Source organism: Methylobacter sp. Wu8, from assembly GCF_036440755.1.
In the GTDB taxonomy this organism is placed as follows: domain Bacteria; phylum Pseudomonadota; class Gammaproteobacteria; order Methylococcales; family Methylomonadaceae; genus Methylobacter_A; species Methylobacter_A tundripaludum_A.
In genome coordinates, this window is record NZ_JAZGVT010000071.1 from 90,173 (window position 1) to 107,413 (window position 17,241).

Annotated in this window: 15 protein-coding genes; 6 read left to right on the forward strand and 9 right to left on the reverse strand. The window is 52.7% G+C overall.

The features are described from left to right. Positions 1–227 precede the first annotated feature (227 nt). Complete coding sequence (locus V3O24_RS14605) at positions 228–2,891, forward strand: cation-translocating P-type ATPase (RefSeq protein WP_331307781.1); 2,664 nt, start codon at positions 228–230, stop codon at positions 2,889–2,891. 22 nt (positions 2,892–2,913) lie between these two features. On the opposite strand, the gene V3O24_RS14610 is transcribed toward V3O24_RS14605, so the two are convergent. From V3O24_RS14610 to V3O24_RS14620, 3 genes are all read right to left on the reverse strand, one after another. Further along, positions 2,914–3,498, reverse strand: coding sequence for a hypothetical protein (locus V3O24_RS14610; protein ID WP_219820748.1), 585 nt, complete (start codon positions 3,496–3,498; stop codon positions 2,914–2,916). A gap of 47 nt (positions 3,499–3,545) precedes the next feature. Next, positions 3,546–3,818: a DUF211 domain-containing protein gene (locus V3O24_RS14615; protein WP_104422217.1), complete on the reverse strand. Its 273-nt coding sequence runs from the start codon at positions 3,816–3,818 to the stop codon at positions 3,546–3,548. Positions 3,819–3,913: 95 nt separating this feature from the next. After that, positions 3,914–4,927 (reverse strand): cation transporter, encoded by a 1,014-nt coding sequence (locus V3O24_RS14620; RefSeq protein ID WP_104422218.1) that lies wholly within the window; start codon positions 4,925–4,927, stop codon positions 3,914–3,916. A gap of 283 nt (positions 4,928–5,210) precedes the next feature. On the opposite strand from V3O24_RS14620, the gene V3O24_RS14625 reads away from it, so the two are divergent. Together V3O24_RS14625 and V3O24_RS14630 are read left to right on the forward strand one after the other, a co-directional pair. Continuing rightward, entirely contained in the window at positions 5,211–7,862 is a 2,652-nt protein-coding gene (locus V3O24_RS14625) for a UPF0182 family protein (protein WP_331307782.1), read from the forward strand. 172 nt (positions 7,863–8,034) lie between these two features. Further along, positions 8,035–8,835 (forward strand): glycosyltransferase family A protein, encoded by an 801-nt coding sequence (locus V3O24_RS14630; RefSeq protein WP_331307817.1) that lies wholly within the window; start codon positions 8,035–8,037, stop codon positions 8,833–8,835. Positions 8,836–8,929: 94 nt separating this feature from the next. Here the strand turns inward: V3O24_RS14630 and V3O24_RS14635 are convergent, their stop codons facing one another. Beyond that, positions 8,930–9,568: an HTH domain-containing protein gene (locus V3O24_RS14635; protein ID WP_331307783.1), complete on the reverse strand. Its 639-nt coding sequence runs from the start codon at positions 9,566–9,568 to the stop codon at positions 8,930–8,932. Positions 9,569–9,733: 165 nt separating this feature from the next. On the opposite strand from V3O24_RS14635, the gene V3O24_RS14640 reads away from it, so the two are divergent. From V3O24_RS14640 to V3O24_RS14650, 3 genes are read left to right on the forward strand one after another with little or no spacing between them, the layout of a single operon-like run. Beyond that, positions 9,734–10,120 (forward strand): group 1 truncated hemoglobin, encoded by a 387-nt coding sequence (locus V3O24_RS14640; protein WP_104422221.1) that lies wholly within the window; start codon positions 9,734–9,736, stop codon positions 10,118–10,120. A gap of 21 nt (positions 10,121–10,141) precedes the next feature. Next, positions 10,142–11,119 carry a 2Fe-2S iron-sulfur cluster-binding protein gene (locus tag V3O24_RS14645; RefSeq protein WP_331307784.1) on the forward strand — a complete coding sequence of 326 codons (978 nt, stop codon included), beginning with the start codon at positions 10,142–10,144 and terminating at the stop codon, positions 11,117–11,119. Positions 11,120–11,172: 53 nt separating this feature from the next. Then, positions 11,173–11,997 (forward strand): hypothetical protein, encoded by an 825-nt coding sequence (locus V3O24_RS14650; protein WP_331307785.1) that lies wholly within the window; start codon positions 11,173–11,175, stop codon positions 11,995–11,997. Positions 11,998–12,014: 17 nt separating this feature from the next. Here V3O24_RS14650 and V3O24_RS14655 read toward each other — a convergent pair whose 3' ends face one another. From V3O24_RS14655 to V3O24_RS14675, 5 genes are all read right to left on the reverse strand, one after another. Then, positions 12,015–12,377 carry a SirB2 family protein gene (locus V3O24_RS14655; RefSeq protein ID WP_104422224.1) on the reverse strand — a complete coding sequence of 121 codons (363 nt, stop codon included), beginning with the start codon at positions 12,375–12,377 and terminating at the stop codon, positions 12,015–12,017. After that, on the reverse strand, positions 12,374–13,327 hold the full coding sequence (locus V3O24_RS14660; protein WP_331307786.1) for a homoserine kinase: 954 nt from the start codon (positions 13,325–13,327) through the stop codon (positions 12,374–12,376). Before V3O24_RS14660 ends, V3O24_RS14655 begins: the two co-directional genes overlap by 4 nt. 11 nt (positions 13,328–13,338) lie before the next feature. Beyond that, complete coding sequence (locus V3O24_RS14665) at positions 13,339–13,683, reverse strand: DUF2782 domain-containing protein (RefSeq protein ID WP_104422297.1); 345 nt, start codon at positions 13,681–13,683, stop codon at positions 13,339–13,341. 103 nt (positions 13,684–13,786) lie between these two features. Continuing rightward, on the reverse strand, positions 13,787–14,488 hold the full coding sequence (locus V3O24_RS14670) for a response regulator (protein ID WP_331307787.1): 702 nt from the start codon (positions 14,486–14,488) through the stop codon (positions 13,787–13,789). Further along, positions 14,481–17,225 (reverse strand): sensor histidine kinase KdpD, encoded by a 2,745-nt coding sequence (locus V3O24_RS14675; protein ID WP_331307788.1) that lies wholly within the window; start codon positions 17,223–17,225, stop codon positions 14,481–14,483. The genes V3O24_RS14670 and V3O24_RS14675 overlap by 8 nt, the downstream gene beginning before the upstream one ends. Between the last annotated feature and the right edge of the window lie 16 nt (positions 17,226–17,241).

The following is a 17,241-nucleotide window of genomic DNA, read 5'->3' on the forward strand; positions in this document are numbered from 1 at the left end:
ACTATGACTTTACCGTGGCAGTAGGCATTTTTGATGAGCTTTCCGATTAGATACTTTGTATTTTGATAGACTGAATCTATATCATCCGACCATTTTGAAAACAGTCATTAATATAGCCTGAACAAAGCTCACCCTAATCACCAATGCCCGCTTTTCAATTTTAAGTACTATTGCAACGTTACATAAATTGAGATACTGGTAACGTCCACCTTACAGGAGCTCGAACCTTGACCAAGCAACAAAAGAATCAAAGTAGACAACCTCCTTCACCTCCCTGGCATCTTCTTGAACCCTGGCAAACCACCGCGTGGCTCAAAGTCAACCCTGAAAACGGCCTGGATCATCAGGAGGCAAAGGAACGTCTCGAGACCTACGGCCCAAACGCCATCCAGGAACAACGCCGCAAAGGACCGATTCGGATGTTTTTGGGGCAATTCGCCGATTTCATGATCATCGTGCTGATTTTGGCCTGTATCGTTTCGGGCTTGCTCGGCGAGATGACGGATGCGGTCGTCATCCTCGTCATCATCGTGTTGAACGCCATCATCGGCTTCGTTCAGGAGTACAGTGCGGAAAAAGCCGTGGCCGCGCTCAAACGCTTGTCCAGCCCCACCGCGCAGGTGCTGCGGGAGGGAAAAACCAAAACCATCGCGGCGCATGAGCTGGTTCCGGGCGACCTGGTCATGCTTGAAGCGGGCAATGTCGTCCCGGCCGACCTCAAGCTATTGGATGTCGCGAGACTCAAGGTGGAAGAGGCGGCGCTGACCGGCGAATCGCTGCCGGTCGAAAAATCGGAGGCGCTGATACGGGAATTGGATTCACCTCTCGGCGACCGGCTCAATATGGCGTACAAGGGAACTATTGCGACCTACGGCCGCGGCGTCGGCGTCGTCATCGCCACGGGGATGAACACCGAACTCGGTAAAATCGCCGAACTCCTGCGCCAGGAAAAAGAGACTAAAACCCCGCTGCAACAACGCCTTGCCAGCTTCGGCATGCGCCTTGCCCTTTTGGTTTTAGCCGTCTGCGCGATTATTTTCGTAGTGGGTTTACTGCGCGGCGAAGAGCCCGTACTGATGTTTTTGACCGCCGTCAGTCTGGCGGTGGCAGCCATCCCTGAAGCCCTGCCCGCCGTAGCCACGGTGACCTTGGCGATGGGCGCGCGCAAGCTGGTCGTGAAAAACGCGCTGATACGGAGGCTGCCCGCCGTGGAAACCTTGGGTTCGGTAACCTTCATCTGCTCGGATAAGACCGGCACGCTGACGCAAAACCGGATGCATGCCGAAGCGTTTTACGCCGAACAGCGTTTGCGGGAAAGCATAGACCCCGATTTTCCGGCCCCGTTGTTACGGGCGCTGGCCCTGAACAACGACGCCCGCCGCGACCACGACGGTCAATTGCTGGGCGACCCCACCGAAATCGCCTTGTACGAAGCGGCCGAAAGCGTGGGCTATGTTGGCGCGAACCTAGTCAAGGATGCGCCTCGGCTGGACGAGATCCCTTTCGATTCCGAGCGTAAACTGATGACCACGCTGCATCAGGAAAACGGCGAACTTGTCGCTTACACCAAAGGCGCGCCGGAAAATGTGCTGCCTCGTTGCGTTAACCAATGGCTCGGCAACGGCCCGCAGCCTTTGTCTATGGAGACGGTATTGGCCGCCGCCGAGCAAATGGCCGAGGAAGGCCTGCGGGTGCTGGCCCTGGCGTACCGGCAATTCCCTGAACAACCGCAAACGCTGGATGCCGATTCTATCGAAAGCGGGCTCATTTTCCTGGGCTTGGTTGGACTGATGGACCCACCGCGCCCGGAAGCCAAGGAAGCGGTCGCGCTATGCAAGACTGCGGGAATCACGCCGGTCATGATCACTGGCGACCACCCGGCGACCGCCCGCGCCATCGCGATCAGGCTCGGCATCGTCGATGACGGCGGCAAGGTGCTGACCGGCTCGCAACTGGCCCGGATGAATCTTGAGGAATTCGAGAAGCAAGTCGAGGACGTTCGTATTTATGCCCGCGTTGCGCCGGAGCAAAAGATCAAAATCGTCAAGGCGCTACAGGACAAGGGGGAATTCGTAGCGATGACCGGGGATGGCGTCAACGATGCGCCGGCGTTGAGAGCGGCCAATATCGGCATCGCGATGGGCAAGATCGGCACGGATGTGGCGCGGGAGGCCTCGCATATGGTGCTGCTGGACGATAATTTCGCCACCATCGTGACTGCGGTGCGCGAAGGGCGGCGGATTTTCGACAACATCCGCAAATTCATCAAATATGCGATGACCTGCAACTCGGCGGAAATCTGGACGCTGTTTCTGGCGCCTTTTCTGGGCTTGCCGATCCCGCTGCTGCCGATCCACATCCTCTGGATCAATCTGGTTACCGACGGCCTGCCGGGCCTGGCCCTGGCCGTCGAACCGGAAGAACGGGGCATCATGGAACGGCCGCCCCGCGGCCCCCAGGAAAGCATCTTTGCGCAAGGCATGTGGCAACATATTCTGTGGATCGGCCTGCTGATGGGCGGCGTTTCCTTATTCGCCCAAGGCTGGGCTTATTCTACCGGTTCCGCCCGCTGGCAGAGCATGGTGTTTACAGTGCTGGCCCTGTCGCAGATGGGGCATGTCTTGGCGATCAGGTCGGAGCGGGAATCGCTGTTCAGCCAGGGCCTGTTTTCCAACATGCCGCTGTTAGGCTCGGTGCTGTTGACCTTTTGCCTGCAAATGGCGGTGTTGTATGTGCCGGTGTTGCAGCCGATCTTCAAGACCGAAGCCTTGAGCCTCGATGAACTGTTGCTCTGTCTGGCGCTTTCTTCGGTCGTGTTCTTTGTCGTGGAAGTCGAAAAATGGCTGCGCCGCCGGGGCTGGATTTACCGAAACGGGCCGAAAGATTTGTAATCGCAGGTTTTAGGGTTAAGCCTCACCGTTCCAGCGCGATAATCAGCGCGCTGGTAATAACCGCAATCAAGACGGCGCGGATACCGGACCATAACCAAAAACCATGCTCGATTTTGCCAAGGTATGTCCCCAACAGGAAAATCAACACGAACGCCATGCCAATAGAAGCGTTCATGGGATCTACAGGCAGAGGAATCTGTTGCGAGGCCAGCCACAAAGGCAAAGTGATAAGAACCGAAATCAGCAACGGAGAAAGCCCGTTGACCAAAGCGATCATGATCGGCACCAACCGGGATGCCCGTCCATGCGCACTTGTTTCGAGCGTCACGATCATAGCCTTTTCCAACTCGCGCAAAGCTTTCCTGCGCTCGGCGGCTTCGCTGAGATAGGCGCTGCTCACCCCACTGACCGACAGCGCAATTGCGGCGCCAAGGCAAACGCTTACCGCCACCGTCGCCGACGTTTCGCCGCTGGTATGGAAACCGATGATAAGCCCCAGCATTGTCAGCGCTCCGTCAAAGCCGTTCACCACCACGTAGCGCCGCGCGATACCGCGCGATCCGGTGATGTGTAATAGAAAGGACAACTGCTTAATCCAATTGATCAATGCTTCCGTCTCCGAAGGTCAAATGCGCTTTACTCAATTCAGCGCCTTTAAAACGGATCGGCGGGACTGCCCGAGACCTCAACCTCATCGATACTGTGAACAGTCCCCCCCATTGTACCGATGACGGCTTTAACGGCGGCAAAATCGACCGCTACGCCCTCGATAATCACCTCGGCGCTTTCGGTTTTCTCATCAACCGCCGTAATGGTAAGGTTGACCCGATAGTCCGGGGCCAATGAGGCAATCGCGCCGGCCAGATCCAATGCATCTGGATGATGCGGCTTGAGCACGTCCAGAACGATGCGTTTAACTGAAGGCATAAAGGTCTCCCTATTCATTGATTATCGATGAAACTCAGTTCCGGCAAATCAAGGCCGGCCATTATTGATGCTGCGTACACATTCACTCGCTTGGCTTACTCCTGTTGCAGATAGAGAACCGACAAGTTGAGGATGTAAATGATGAACATGGACAGACTGACCCAGCCTACCGTCTTGAACAAGCGTTGCTGCGGCCGATACAGAAGCCCGACAACGGCAATGCCGGTCATCATGATCGCCGACTGGCTGGTAACCAAATGTACCGGCGAGACGCTGGCAAGGAGAGGGCCTTGCAGGTAAGCCATATCGTCGACGGCGATAATGACCAGATCGAACAGGTTGCTGCCCAGCAAGTCGCTGATCGCCATGTCCAACGCCCCGATTCTCAGCGCTGAAAGCGTAACCGCCACTTCAGGCAAGGAAGTAGCCGTGGCCACGAACACGGTGCCAACGAAGCTGCGCCGCCAGCCCATGGCTTCGGCCAAATGCTCCGCCGTTACCGGAAGCCTGATACCCGCCAAAACCACCACGACAGAGACTAAAATAAAGAACGTCAGCGCCTTGAGCAAACTGATTTTCGGATAGCGCTCGGCAATTTCTTCCACGACTTCCTGACGCTGGGCTTTTTCATAACGAAAAACCGTGCGCATCGCAAAAATGTAAAACAGCACAATGATCGGCGAGTATATGCCGACATGCCAAAAACTCAGATTAATGCCGTGTTGATACAAGACCAGATTGAACGCCACGAAACCGAGAAGCACAACGCCGAAACCGGCGGAAAGTATATGCCCCTGGCTGATTCGGGTATAAACCGAAGCGCCCCGATGCAGGAAATCCAGCAGCACGATCAGCAGCAAATTGAATACGCAACTGCCCAAAACATCGCCTAACGCGATATTCGGGACATTCACATACGTTACCGCACTGATTCCGGTGACCAGCTCGGGCAGAGAAGTGACCGTGGCGAGCAAAGCGATTCCGATCCAGGTTCCTCCCCAACCGGTTTTTTCGGCGATAACATCGCCGTAGAGCGAGAGAAAGTAACCGGACACGCCGATTGCTAAAGCCAAGGCGGTAAACTCAACAAAAATCAGCCAATGCGTCATGCGATATTCTGCTTATTAATCGAGGGAATCATCTTATACTTGTTTGAGTTTGCCGGGCGCCGGTAAGCAGCGGTGAAATTGTTTCGAGTCACGATCATGGCGACTCTCCCGATCAGTTTGGTTGCAGTATATCCTTATTGTTTTTCAGCCATCATGTCTAAATCATTACGAACATTTTATTGGGTGTTAGAATACGACCCAATCTGTGCGTTTACCCCGAGCTGTAATCTGAAAAAATGCACAAAACGAAAACGTTAAAAACATTTTCCATTAAGAGGACACTATGCGGAACCTGAAGCTTTTACCCGCGCTGATTGGGGCGACAGTTGTCATCGCTGTCATTTTATATGTCGCCTTCTATTTCATATTTCTCGATCTGTTTGTCGACTTATGGTGGTACCAGTCATTAAAACTTGAAGCCTATTTTTGGCTCAGGCTGCTGTACAAATTCTTCCTGTCCGGCGGCGTCACGCTGGCGTTCTTCGCCATTTTCTTTTTTCACTTCTGGATCGCCTCGCGCTACCTGGGCATCAATCCGGCTGACGAACTTCTCAGCAATATCGATAAACGCCGCCGTTTCCAGCGTTTTGCCGACACATTCATGAACGGTTCGGCAGCCGTATATACCCCAATATCGCTGATTCTGGCGATATTTATCGCCATCCCTTTCTATAATCAATGGGAATCGACACTGCTGTATTTTTTCGGCAGCGACTCGGGCGTAACCGAAACGGTTTACGGCAAGGATGTCAGCTTTTATATGCTGTCCTACCCGACCTACATGCTGATCCAACAGGAAATGCTGACCACCGCCTCGCTGATCTTTTGCATGGTCGGCATTTTATATTGGCTGGAACATATTTTTATACCCGATGAAAATTCCGAGTTCCCGTTGGGCGCCAAGATTCATCTCACCGTGCTGATCGGCTTTGTCGTTGCGTTTGTGGTCTGGGGCTTTATGCTGGACCGCTTTACGCTGCTTTATACTAAGACCCACGAGCCGATATTTTACGGCCCCGGTTTCGTGGAATTACGCTACCACTTGCCGCTGATCTGGCTGGAAATCGTTACCTTCGTGGCGACAGCGATAACCGCAGGCTTATTTATTTTTTCAGAAAAACACCGGGTAAAAACCCCTTTTTTAATATCGCTGGCCTTGTTCCTGTGTGTCGCAGGCTTGCCGAAGATTCAGTTTATCCCCGATCTGATCCAGAAATATATCGTCAACCCGAATCCGGTCAAAACCAATAAGTCGCTGATGCAGCATAATATCGACGCGACGCTGGCCGCTTACGATTTGAAGAATATCAAGACGGTTGATATGACTATTAATCTGGATGCGACGAACGACATTGAATCATGGAGTACGCAAAAACATTTTGACAATCTTCCGGTCTGGGACAGGGAGTTCATCATTGACAACTATAAGCAGTTACAGGAAATAAGGCCTTATTACAAATTCCTGTCGGTCGACGAAGACCGCTATTTTGTTCTCGACCATACCCGGCAGGTTAATCTTGCGGCCCGGGAAATCAATATTTCGAAGCTGCCGCCTGAAGCGCAAAACTGGGAAAACACCCACTTGCGCTACACTCACGGCTACGGCGCCGCCGCTACTCCCGCCGCGCAGGATGCCGATAAGCAGCTGATATGGTATCTACGCGATTTAAATATGTATTCCGACGTCGGCTTCAGCGTTAAGCACCCGGATATTTACTACGGTCAGGAGCAATTCCACTTTGCCATAGTGCCTAACAAGTTAAATATCATGGGCATTGCCGGCACTGACCCGGAATTAGCGGAACCTTACCACGGCGAGGGCGGGATACCTATTCCATCGCTGTTCAGAAAGGCATTATTCGCCTTTTATTTTAAGGATGAAAAAATATTCTTTTCAACCGGCATCACTAACCAAAGCAAGCTCAAGATGCGCAGGAATATAACCGAGCGCATTAATAGACTGACTCCTTTTCTGCATCTGGATAAAGATCCTTATCTGGTTATAGACAAGGACCGGTTCTACTGGATACAGGACGCCTATACCTTATCCAATAAATATCCGGTTTCCAAACCTGCGGACGATGATTTCCTGGAAGGACATCAAGATTTCAACTACATCCGCAACTCGGTTAAAGTTGTGGTCGATGCCTTTGACGGCGATGTCGATTTTTATATTTCCGACCCATCGGATGCGATTATTCAGGCATACAGCAATGCGTACCCTGGGGTATTTAAAAATCTGGAAGAAATGCCCGCGGAATTAAAGAAACACTTGCGCTATCCGCGCGATCTTTATTATCTGCAAATGAAGGTGTATGCGAAATATCATCAAAAAAGCCCCGAATTATTCTACGAACAGGCCGAAACCTGGCAGTTTGCCAATGTCCGTGGAGAACAGGTATTGCCTTATTACCAGACGATGGACTTTGGCAACTGTAACGACGCTGAAGAGTTTGTAATGATTAACCCGATGACGCCTTTTAACAGGGGCAATCTCAGCATGATCGGTGTAGCGGGGACACTCGACCAAACCAATTGCGGCGGGACATATAAACCCGGCATTACCGTTTACAAGTTCGGCAAGGATGTTCAGGTCAATGGACCGGCGCAAGTTGAAGCCCTGATTCACCAGAATCCGCTGATTTCCGAGCAATTTACCTTATGGGATCAGAGCGGGTCGCGGATTGAAATGGGGCGTATGATTATCCTGCCGATGGGCAATAACGTTCTGTATGTACAGCCGGTTTATATCGTCTCAACCAAAAACAAAATACCCCAACTCATCAGGGTCATTGTTTCTGTCGGCAACGAAGTTGTTATGGATAAAACGTTATGGTCGGCTTTTAACCGCTTAAAACAAATTTATATCAAAAACGCCGCCGAAGGTAACGGAACAATAACATCCAAACCCGCGCTAGAGCGGATAAAGAACTAAGAGGGCGGATTGCGGATCAGCGGAGTTGAAGCCGCTGATCCGGCCTTAATTGGCTTTAAATCATTACGTTAGCAACATCAGCGTGCGCAGCCAGACTTCCACTCCAGGCTGATAAGACCAGCGTCAGGTCATCGGCTAACACAAGGTAATTGTCATAAAAATTTCAGTTGTTATTCCCAGCTACAACCGTCGTGATCTGCTGAAACGCGCGCTATTATCCGTCTATTCACAAACCTTGTTACCGACTGAAGTAACGGTAATCGATGACGGCTCTAACGATGGCTCAGAAGCCATGCTCCGCCGGGAATTTCCGAAGGTCAATTATTATTACCAAGAAAACCTAGGCGTCAGTGCCGCACGTAATCTCGGCATCCAACAAGCCAGCGGCGACTGGCTGGCCTTCCTGGATTCCGATGATGAATGGCTGCCTGAAAAACTGGCCAAGCAAAAGGCGGCGTTGACGGCCGACCCCGGCTACAGGATTTGCCATACCGAAGAAAACTGGATACGCAACGGAATCCAGGTTGACGTACCCAAGAAATACGCCAAGACCGGCGGCTGGATATTCGGCCATTGCTTGCCGCTCTGCGCAATATCCCCGTCCACGGCGTTGATACACCGCTCGGTATTTACCGGCATCGGTCTGTTTGACGCGCGGCTGCCTGCCTGTGAAGATTATGACCTGTGGCTCAGAATCACCGCCAACTACCCGGTTTTACTGGTTGAACAGCCGCAAATCAACAAGCATGGCGGCCATCAAGACCAGTTGTCCCAGGCATTCTGGGGCATGGACCGGTTTCGGATCAGCGCCTTGCAAAAAATCATTGATGCCGGTCAATTGTCCGCCCCAAACCGGCAGGCGGCGGTCAATATGCTGCTAAAAAAAGCCGGCGTTTACCTTAACGGCGTTACCAAACGCGGAAAAACCGAGGAAGCAAGCTATTACCGACAACTGATTAAGCGCTACGAATAGTTATACCAATCCCAATAAGTTTTTATTTGAACCCCCTCAACCTAACCTTCTCCCGCTGGAGAAGGGATAACATGCGAACTTATTGGGATTGGTATTATTTGATTCTAAATCTACAGCTACAGTCGCCCTTGGCCATACAGCTTAGCTGCTCAACTTCTTTGTCCAGCAAAGAAGACATCAGCGCCAGATCGAACTCGCAAATCTCATGATGCTTTTGAGCCAGATCGTGATAAACACAGTTAAAAGCCTGGATATTTTGGCCTTCAGTTCCGGGCCCCATGCCCACTTTCACTTGAAAACCAAGATCGGTCATGACCAAGGCCAATTCATCAACGCGTTCGCTTAAACTTTTCCCATCAAACTTGCCGCTGAGTTTATCCGCGAGTCTTCCGCCCAGTTTTTGCATATAGGCTTTGAAACGCTCCGGGCCTATTTCCTGCAATAAATCGCTAAGAATCAATTCTGAAAACCAGGCGTATTGCTTGGGGAAATAGTTGTTGCCTTTATCGGTGATGACGTAGATGGTTACCGGACGCCCGGCTGTTTTATTGAGCATGCTTTTTCTGATATAGCCGTCCCGCTCAAGTGCGACAAAGTGCTGTTGAACGCCCGTTCTTGAAATATCCAGTACTTTAGCCAATTCATCAACACTCAGGCCATTCCTGTTTTCCAGCAAATGTTCAAGTATCTGGTGTTGCCGGGGACTTATCTTTTGAGGTATTAGCGGATTCATCCTTCTCATCATGTCTTTTTGTTAAGCCGATGTAGATAATAGCTCATTATGACATATATAACTTGTAAAAGTTTTATATAGCATAAATCGGTCTGTTGTTATAAACTTCGGATTGAGCAAGTTTGCTTAAATAATAATAATTACCCACACAACTGGAGACACATAATGAGCGATTCTCAAGAAACCGGCCAAACACTCTATGAAAGAATCGGCGGCGAAGCGGCTGTTAATGCGGCCGTAGATATTTTTTACCGCAAAGTGCTGGCGGATTACCGCATTAACCGTTTTTTCGACAACACCGACATGGACAAACAACTCGCCAAGCAAAAAGCCTTCTTTACTATGGCGTTTGGCGGCCCCAATAATTATACCGGCCAGGATATGCGTAATGCCCATGCGCGTCTGGTCAAAATGGGTTTGAACAGCAGCCATTTTGATGCGGTCATGGAGCACCTTGGCGCGACATTAACAGAGCTGAATGTACCTCAAGAGCTGATCGCCGAAGCTGCCGCCATTGCGGAAAGCACACGCAACGACGTATTAGGCAAATAACTGAAATACCAGGTGGAGACCATGCGAAGTATAACGATTGGCGAATCGACATTTTCCTGTCAACCGGATGAAACTGTATTGGAAACCCTGTTAAGGGAAAACGTGCAGATCCCTAACGGTTGCCGCCAGGGCCTTTGCCAAGCCTGCATGATGCGCAGTCTTGATACTCCTCCACCTGTCTCAGCCCAAACCGGTCTTAAAGACACCTTGCAAAAACAGAACTACTTTCTGTCTTGTATCTGTCGTCCAGAACAGGATATGACCGTTGCCTTGCCCAACCAGCAAGGCGCTTCGATTGAAGCCGTCGTCATCGAAAAGCAGCTGTTAACGCCCGACATCGTCCACTTGGTTTTGGAATATCAAAGCCAATTTAATTTCTTCGCCGGCCAATTTGTTAATTTAAAACGGCCCGACGGCTTAATCCGCAGCTATTCGATTGCGAATATCCCGCAGCATGAAAACATTCTGGAATTTCATATCCGGCGCCTGCCGAACGGCCAATTCAGCAGCTGGGTTCATGATGAATTGGAGTTAGGCGCATCTGTCGCCATTTCAGAAGCCCAAGGCTCGTGCCATTACCTGCCCGGACGCGCCGAGCAGCCCTTATTGCTGATCGGGACCGGCAGCGGCCTTGCGCCGCTGTACGGCATTATTTCCGACGCCTTGGCCCAGGATCACTCAGGCCCTATCCATTTGTATCACGGCAGTCGCGATCTTAACGGACTGTATTTCATTGATGAAATGCGCGAACTTGCCGTAGAGTTTGAAAACTTTCATTACACGCCTTGTGTCTCGGGAGAAGGTATTGAATCGGATCATGTCCGGGGCCGCGCTCATGAGATTGCCTTATCCTCCACTGAAACCTTAAGCGGATGGCGGGTTTTCCTGTGCGGACATCCCGAAATGGTCAGCCACACCAAGAAAATGGCGTTTATGAAAGGCGCATCGATCAGCGATATTTACACCGACGCTTTTCATGTGATTCAGGACAAGAAATAAACAAGCGCCATAACAGAGGCAATGTCGTTTACAGCACGGAAACATTGCGCCCCATGAATCGACAAAATCCGCCCGGAATTTTTATCTACGCCGCACTGCCTTGCGAGGCCAAACCGCTGGTCGAGCATTTCAACTTAAAAAAAGAGACGCCTGTTCAGCCGTTTGCGGTTTATTTGGGCCGGGACATCTGCCTGACCGTAACCGGCTTGGGGAAAAGCGCGATGGCTGCCGGCGTAGCCTACACCCACGCTTTGTTTGCTGCGGTTAAACATCCGGTACTGGTTAATATCGGCATTGCCGGGCATAAAGACCACGCCCTGGGCAGCCTGTTTCTAATCGACAAAATCACCGATATTGACAGCCTGAAAAGTTATTATCCGCCGCTGGTTTTCACGCCGCCTTGCCCCACCGCTTCCATCCAAACGGTATCAAGGCCTCAGATTGGCTATGACCCGCACCATCTTTGCGACATGGAGGCGTCCGCATTTTATGAAACCGCCGTAAGATTTTCGTCAGGCGAATTAATCCACTGCCTGAAAGTTATCTCGGACAATGCATTATCGCCGGCCGAAAACATCCAGCCCAAGCAGGTTTCTCAATTGATAGCCGCGCATGTTGCAACGATTGAAGCCTTGCTCGCGGAGTTAAGACGTCTGGCGGAATTGATAACTGCGCCGGAACCGGCGCAGTTTGAACGGCTGATACAACGCTATCATTTTACGGCCAGCGAACAGGGACAGCTAAAAAACCGGCTGTCCCGCTGGGAGCTATTAACCGGCGCCCAAATCCCTGAGCTTGATGAAACCCCGTTACATAAAGGCAAGGATGTTTTATGTTGGCTGGACCGGCAAATCAATAAACTTGAGTTTTCCTTGTAACGGCGTTTTTCTAGCCGTTAAAAGAATATGAAGGCATGCTTGCTGACTGCGACTATCGCGATATAAACGAAGCAGGCAAGCGCCCCGGCGAAAGCCTTCCAACGCAGCTCGCCCTGACTCTTGATAGCGACAATCCCCAGGCCGACGTATGCGACCAAAGCGATTAGCTTAGCGACAATCCAGCCGTACTCGGCTGACAACCATGAACCTTGAAAAACCAAAGTAAAACCGGTAATCAATAAAAAAGTATTGATAATATGCGGCCCGATTTTTATCCATTTTTGTTCCAGCAATTCCGGGCGCTTTTCGGCCAGATAGATCCTGCCGACAAAGCTGGAGATCGACAATAAAATAAAGGTGAGATGAAGAATTTTAATCATGCTGTGCTCCTAAGGTTTAACGATAAATAAGTCTGTTGCCTATGTTGCAGCAATATACGCCGAAAAACCAGCGGGTCTTTTTGCTGGGTTATTTCGCCGGGGCGAGGATAGCACTGATGCTCCAACCGGGATAACCAAAAACGCAACGCCGCCGCCCTGAGCAGGATCGGCCAGTGCTGTTTCTCCAGCGGCTCCAGCGGCCTTAAAGTTTCATAAGCCGCCAGCAACGCAGCGAACTTTTCGTTATTCACCGTGCCGTTATCGCAACACCAATCGTTAGCCGCTATCGCAACATCCAGCAGCAAGGTATCGGTGCAGGCGCTGTAAAAATCCAGCAAGCCGCTGAGCCGGTCGTCGACAAACAACACATTATCCCTGAATAGATCGGCGTGAATAACGCCGCGCGGCAGATTAACCCGGCTGTTCTCAGTTTGAAAAGCCAGCTCGTCATCAATCAGCCCGCGATCGGCTGCCGACAAATAAACGCTGATCCTATTCAGCACCGTCTTGCACCAGCTTATATCATTGCCGCTCTTTACCGGGAAAACATAGTCCTGCGTACAGCGATGCAAACTTGCCAACTGCAAGCCGATTTCCTGGCACTGTAAGATTGATGGCGATGCCGTTGATGAACCGGGTAAAAGCCTGAATACCGCTGCCGGTTTACCATTAAACTGACGCAGCGGATTACCCTGCCGGTCGCGTTGGGGACAGGGGCAAGGCAGGCTGTTTTTGCCCAGATGTAACAATAACTCTAAAAAATGCGCCAACTCATCGGCCGCCAGCGACTCGAATAAAGTCAGGATGAAACGGCCTTGCGTAGTGGCTACCGAATAATTGGTATTGTCTATGCCGTCCGTTATCCCCTCAAAACTGACGACTTCGCCGAGACTATAAGCACTAAAGAATTGATCGAGTTGCGGGCGTGTTATACGAGTAAATACCGACACTGACTAAGCGGCTACCATTCCAGCAACTTCCACATATTGATGTCGGACCCTCTATCCCCATCGCTACGGCGCACATCCATTTTGCCGTCGCCATTGGTATCGAGAAAATAATAGGGAGGCCCGACAGCCGGTATAACTTTGATCATATAAAGCCTGCCGCCGCGACGGTATTCCTGAATAGTCTCCTTATTTTTACGAATAATGGTAATGTCGGGCTCCATGGTTTCGCCGTTTTGAATCGGCAGCGGCGGCTCCGGCGCCTCCGGCACAGCCTCAAGATCCGGCGGCCGCTCATCGACAGCATCAGCCGCGTAGACCGGAAAGGCAAGCAAACTCAGTAAGATAAAACGCCGCATAAAGTGACTCTTATTAAAAATAAAAACTGCGGCTATCTTATTACAGTTTTTACCGGCTTGCTTGACTAAAATCCCTCAACGATCGATGCCATCAATGTGGGGTTCATTCCCCACCCACCAACCGATAACCCACGCCCGCCTCGGTCAACAAATAACGCGGCTGATTGGGATCTGATTCGAGTTTCCGGCGCAATTGTCCCATGTAAATCCGCACATAGTGGGCGTGCTCCACGTAGGCGGGCCCCCAAACATCCAGCAACAACTGCCGGTGCGTCAATACCTTGCCCGCATGATGGATCAACACGGTCAGCAGCCGGTATTCGATCGGAGTCAGATGAATTTCCCGGTCGCCGATATGCACGCTGCGACGGGATAAATCGACCTGCAACTCGCCGACGCGAAACAGCGTTTCGACGCTATCTCCTGCAAGCTGTGCGGCGTGGCGTAGCGATACGCGGATGCGCGCCAGCAGCTCGCCGATACTGAACGGTTTAGTCAGGTAATCGTCTGCCCCGGCATCCAGCGCGTCAATCTTGTTGATTTCCTGGCTTCTGGCCGACAGCACGATGATCGGCACCGCAGACCACTCGCGCACCTTGCGGATCACCGTTATGCCGTCCATGCCCGGCAAGCCCAGGTCGAGAATGACCAGATCCGGTTTGCGGGTGCCGATTTCCACCACGCCCCGCTCGCCGGTTCCCGCCTCAACCACCTGGAATCCCTGCACACTCAGGCTGGTACGCAGAAAACGGCGGATTTGCGGGTCATCCTCTATAACCACAATGACGGGTTTGGCGTTACTCATCTTGCGGCTGCTCGGTTGCCAGTTGCGGCGGCGCTTCGTCTACGGGCAGCAGAAAAAAGAACTGCGCCCCTCCGCCTTGCCGGTTGGCGGCGCCGATAACGCCGCCATGCGCGATAATGATAGCTTTGCAAATAGCCAGACCCAGACCGACGCCGCTTTGCGCGCCTTCCCGGTGCACCCGGTAAAATTTATCGAACAGTTTTTCCTCTTCTCCCGGTGGTATGCCGGGGCCACGATCCGCTATCGTGACCTTTAGCATGTGGGCGGAAATTTCGGCAATGATGTCGATGGGACTGCCCACCGACGTATATTTGCAGGCATTTTCCAGCAGATTGACCAGCACCTGCTCGATCAGCACCGCGTCGACGCGCACCAAACAGAGCTCATCCGGCAGCTTGGCGTTGACCGCGCGCCCGGCAAGTTGCTTGTGCATTCGCGTCAACGTTCCGCCGACAATTTCATCCAGCGGATACCATTGCCGGTTCAGCGATGCCTGTCCTGCATCCAAACGAGCCATGTCCAGAATATTATTGGCCAGGTTCGACATACGCAGCGCTTCATCATAAATGGTCAGGCTCAACTCTTGCCGGTCCGGCGGGGTAAGCTGGGCGTCCTCTTCCACCAAGGTACTGGCTGCGCCGACGATGGACGCCAACGGTGTGCGCAAATCGTGGGAAATGGCGCTGAGCAAGGAATTGCGCAAGGTCTCGGATTCCATCCGCAATTGCGTCTGTTGCGCCTCATCGGCAAGACGCACCCGCTCAATGGTTTGGGCAATCTGGCTGATAAAAGTATCCAATAGCCGACGCTGTTCGGGCAGAAATACCCGGCGCAGATTGGCGGCGCGCAATACCAGCACACCGATGACGCCGCGAAAACCGGACATAGGAAAAAACACCGCCCCGGCTCCGGGCAAAGTATCGGTGCCTTGTCCGGCCATCTGACCGTGGTCAAAAACCCACTGCGCCACGCTGAGATCGCAATCGCGCAGGGATTCCGGGACTGGCGGGTCCAGCGGGTAGACTATCCGGCTGTCATCGGTGGGAAACAGCAAGACGCTGGCGCCGCCGAACTCCCCCTGAATATGACGCGCGGCGATTCTGGCGGTATCCGCTACGGTACGGCTGGCCGCCAGATCCTCGCTCAGTGCGTAAAGGACATTGGCGCGCCGTTCCCGATGCGAAGCAACCTTCGCCTGAGAGCGCATATTGCTGGTCAGATGGCTGATGATCAAGCCCACCAACAGCATAATGACGAATGTGACTAAATACTGGACATCCGCAACCGCAAAGGTATGAACCGGGTTTACAAACAGAAAATCGAATGCGGCAACGCTCAACACCGAGGTCAGAACAGACGCCTCGCGGCCGAAACGCGCCGCCATGAAAACCACGCCCAGCAAATAGACCATGACCAAGTTAGCGGGTTCGAATTTCCCGGACATCAGCCAGGCAACCGAACTGGTGCAAACCGTCATAGCCACCGCCCAGCCCCAATTTAACCAGCGCCGCTTGGCGCGCCCCCAGGGATAACCGGAGCGCAGCACTTTTGCACCCGGCATTTCTTTCGGCTTTTTTTGCTCGGTTAAGTCTTCGCCGCGCGGGCTGCCCAGCAAATAGACGTTGATGTTATGGGCTTCGGTGATCAGGGTATCGACGACCGAGCCCAACACCCAGCGCTTCCAACCACGGCGGCCGGGTTTGCCCAGCACGATTTTGGTGACGTTGCGGCTTTTGGCAAACCCCAGGATTTCTTTGCTCATATCGGGGCCTGACAAGGTCACCGTTTCGGCGCCCAGCTGCTCGGCGAAACGCAGCACCCGCAACACCTCGTCGCGACGCTCGGCGGGCAGGCGTTGCAGCTCCGGCGTTTCCACGTAGGCCACAATCCAATGCGCATGAAGACTGGTAGCCAGCCGCTTGGCGGCGCGCACCAGCCGCTCGGCGATAGCATTGGGGCCTATGCAGACCAATATCCTGTCGCCAACCTGCCAAACATCGCGTATCGCGTGGTCGTCCCGGTAGTCCTGCATTTGCGCATCGACCCGGTCGGCGGTCAGGCGTAACGATAACTCCCGCAACGCAATCAGGTTGCCTTTGCGGAAGAAATTGTGCATCGCCCGCTCCGCCTGTTGCGGCACATAAACCTTGCCCTCCTTGAGCCTCAGCAATAATTCATCGGGCGGCAAATCAATCAATTCGACTTCGTCCGCCAACTCGAATACCGTATCCGGCACGGTTTCCCTAACCTGCACGCCGGTGACCTGACCGACATCGTCGTTGAGGCTTTCCAGATGCTGGACGTTCAGCGTGCTGTAAACATCGATTCCGGCATTCAGCAATTCTTCGACATCCTGCCAGCGCTTGGGATGACGGCAGCCTGGAGCGTTGCTGTGTGCCAACTCGTCCACCAGGACCAGCGCCGGCCGGCGTTTCAGCGTGCCGTCCAGGTCGAACTCGCGCAGCACCGTACCGCGATGTTTCACCAGCTTGGGCGGCAGCACATCCAGGCCTTGCAATACCGCGACGGTTTCCTGCCGGTCGTGAGTTTCCACCAGACCCACCACCACATCGACGCCTTCAGCCCGCTTGGCTTGAGCCGCCAATAACATCGCGTAGGTTTTGCCGACACCCGCTGCCGCGCCGAAAAAAACCTTGAGTCGTCCGCGTCGTCGCTGGTTTTCCTCGCGCTCTACGCGGGCAAGCAGGGCGTCAGGGTCTGGTCGTGTGTCATTCATGCATGAGTCCGGTTAT

Bases quoted from the DNA above. Each gene is read 5' to 3' on its own strand.
- V3O24_RS14615 (WP_104422217.1), bottom strand. From the start codon at position 3,818: ATGCCTTCAGTTAAACGCATCGTTCTGGACGTGCTCAAGCCGCATCAT.
- V3O24_RS14620 (WP_104422218.1), bottom strand. From the start codon at position 4,927: ATGACGCATTGGCTGATTTTTGTTGAGTTTACCGCCTTGGCTTTAGCA.
- V3O24_RS14625 (WP_331307782.1), top strand. From the start codon at position 5,211: ATGCGGAACCTGAAGCTTTTACCCGCGCTGATTGGGGCGACAGTTGTC.
- V3O24_RS14635 (WP_331307783.1), bottom strand. From the start codon at position 9,568: ATGAATCCGCTAATACCTCAAAAGATAAGTCCCCGGCAACACCAGATA.
- V3O24_RS14640 (WP_104422221.1), top strand. From the start codon at position 9,734: ATGAGCGATTCTCAAGAAACCGGCCAAACACTCTATGAAAGAATCGGC.
- V3O24_RS14645 (WP_331307784.1), top strand. From the start codon at position 10,142: ATGCGAAGTATAACGATTGGCGAATCGACATTTTCCTGTCAACCGGAT.
- V3O24_RS14650 (WP_331307785.1), top strand. From the start codon at position 11,173: ATGAATCGACAAAATCCGCCCGGAATTTTTATCTACGCCGCACTGCCT.
- V3O24_RS14655 (WP_104422224.1), bottom strand. From the start codon at position 12,377: ATGATTAAAATTCTTCATCTCACCTTTATTTTATTGTCGATCTCCAGC.
- V3O24_RS14665 (WP_104422297.1), bottom strand. From the start codon at position 13,683: ATGCGGCGTTTTATCTTACTGAGTTTGCTTGCCTTTCCGGTCTACGCG.
- V3O24_RS14670 (WP_331307787.1), bottom strand. From the start codon at position 14,488: ATGAGTAACGCCAAACCCGTCATTGTGGTTATAGAGGATGACCCGCAA.
- V3O24_RS14675 (WP_331307788.1), bottom strand. From the start codon at position 17,225: ATGAATGACACACGACCAGACCCTGACGCCCTGCTTGCCCGCGTAGAG.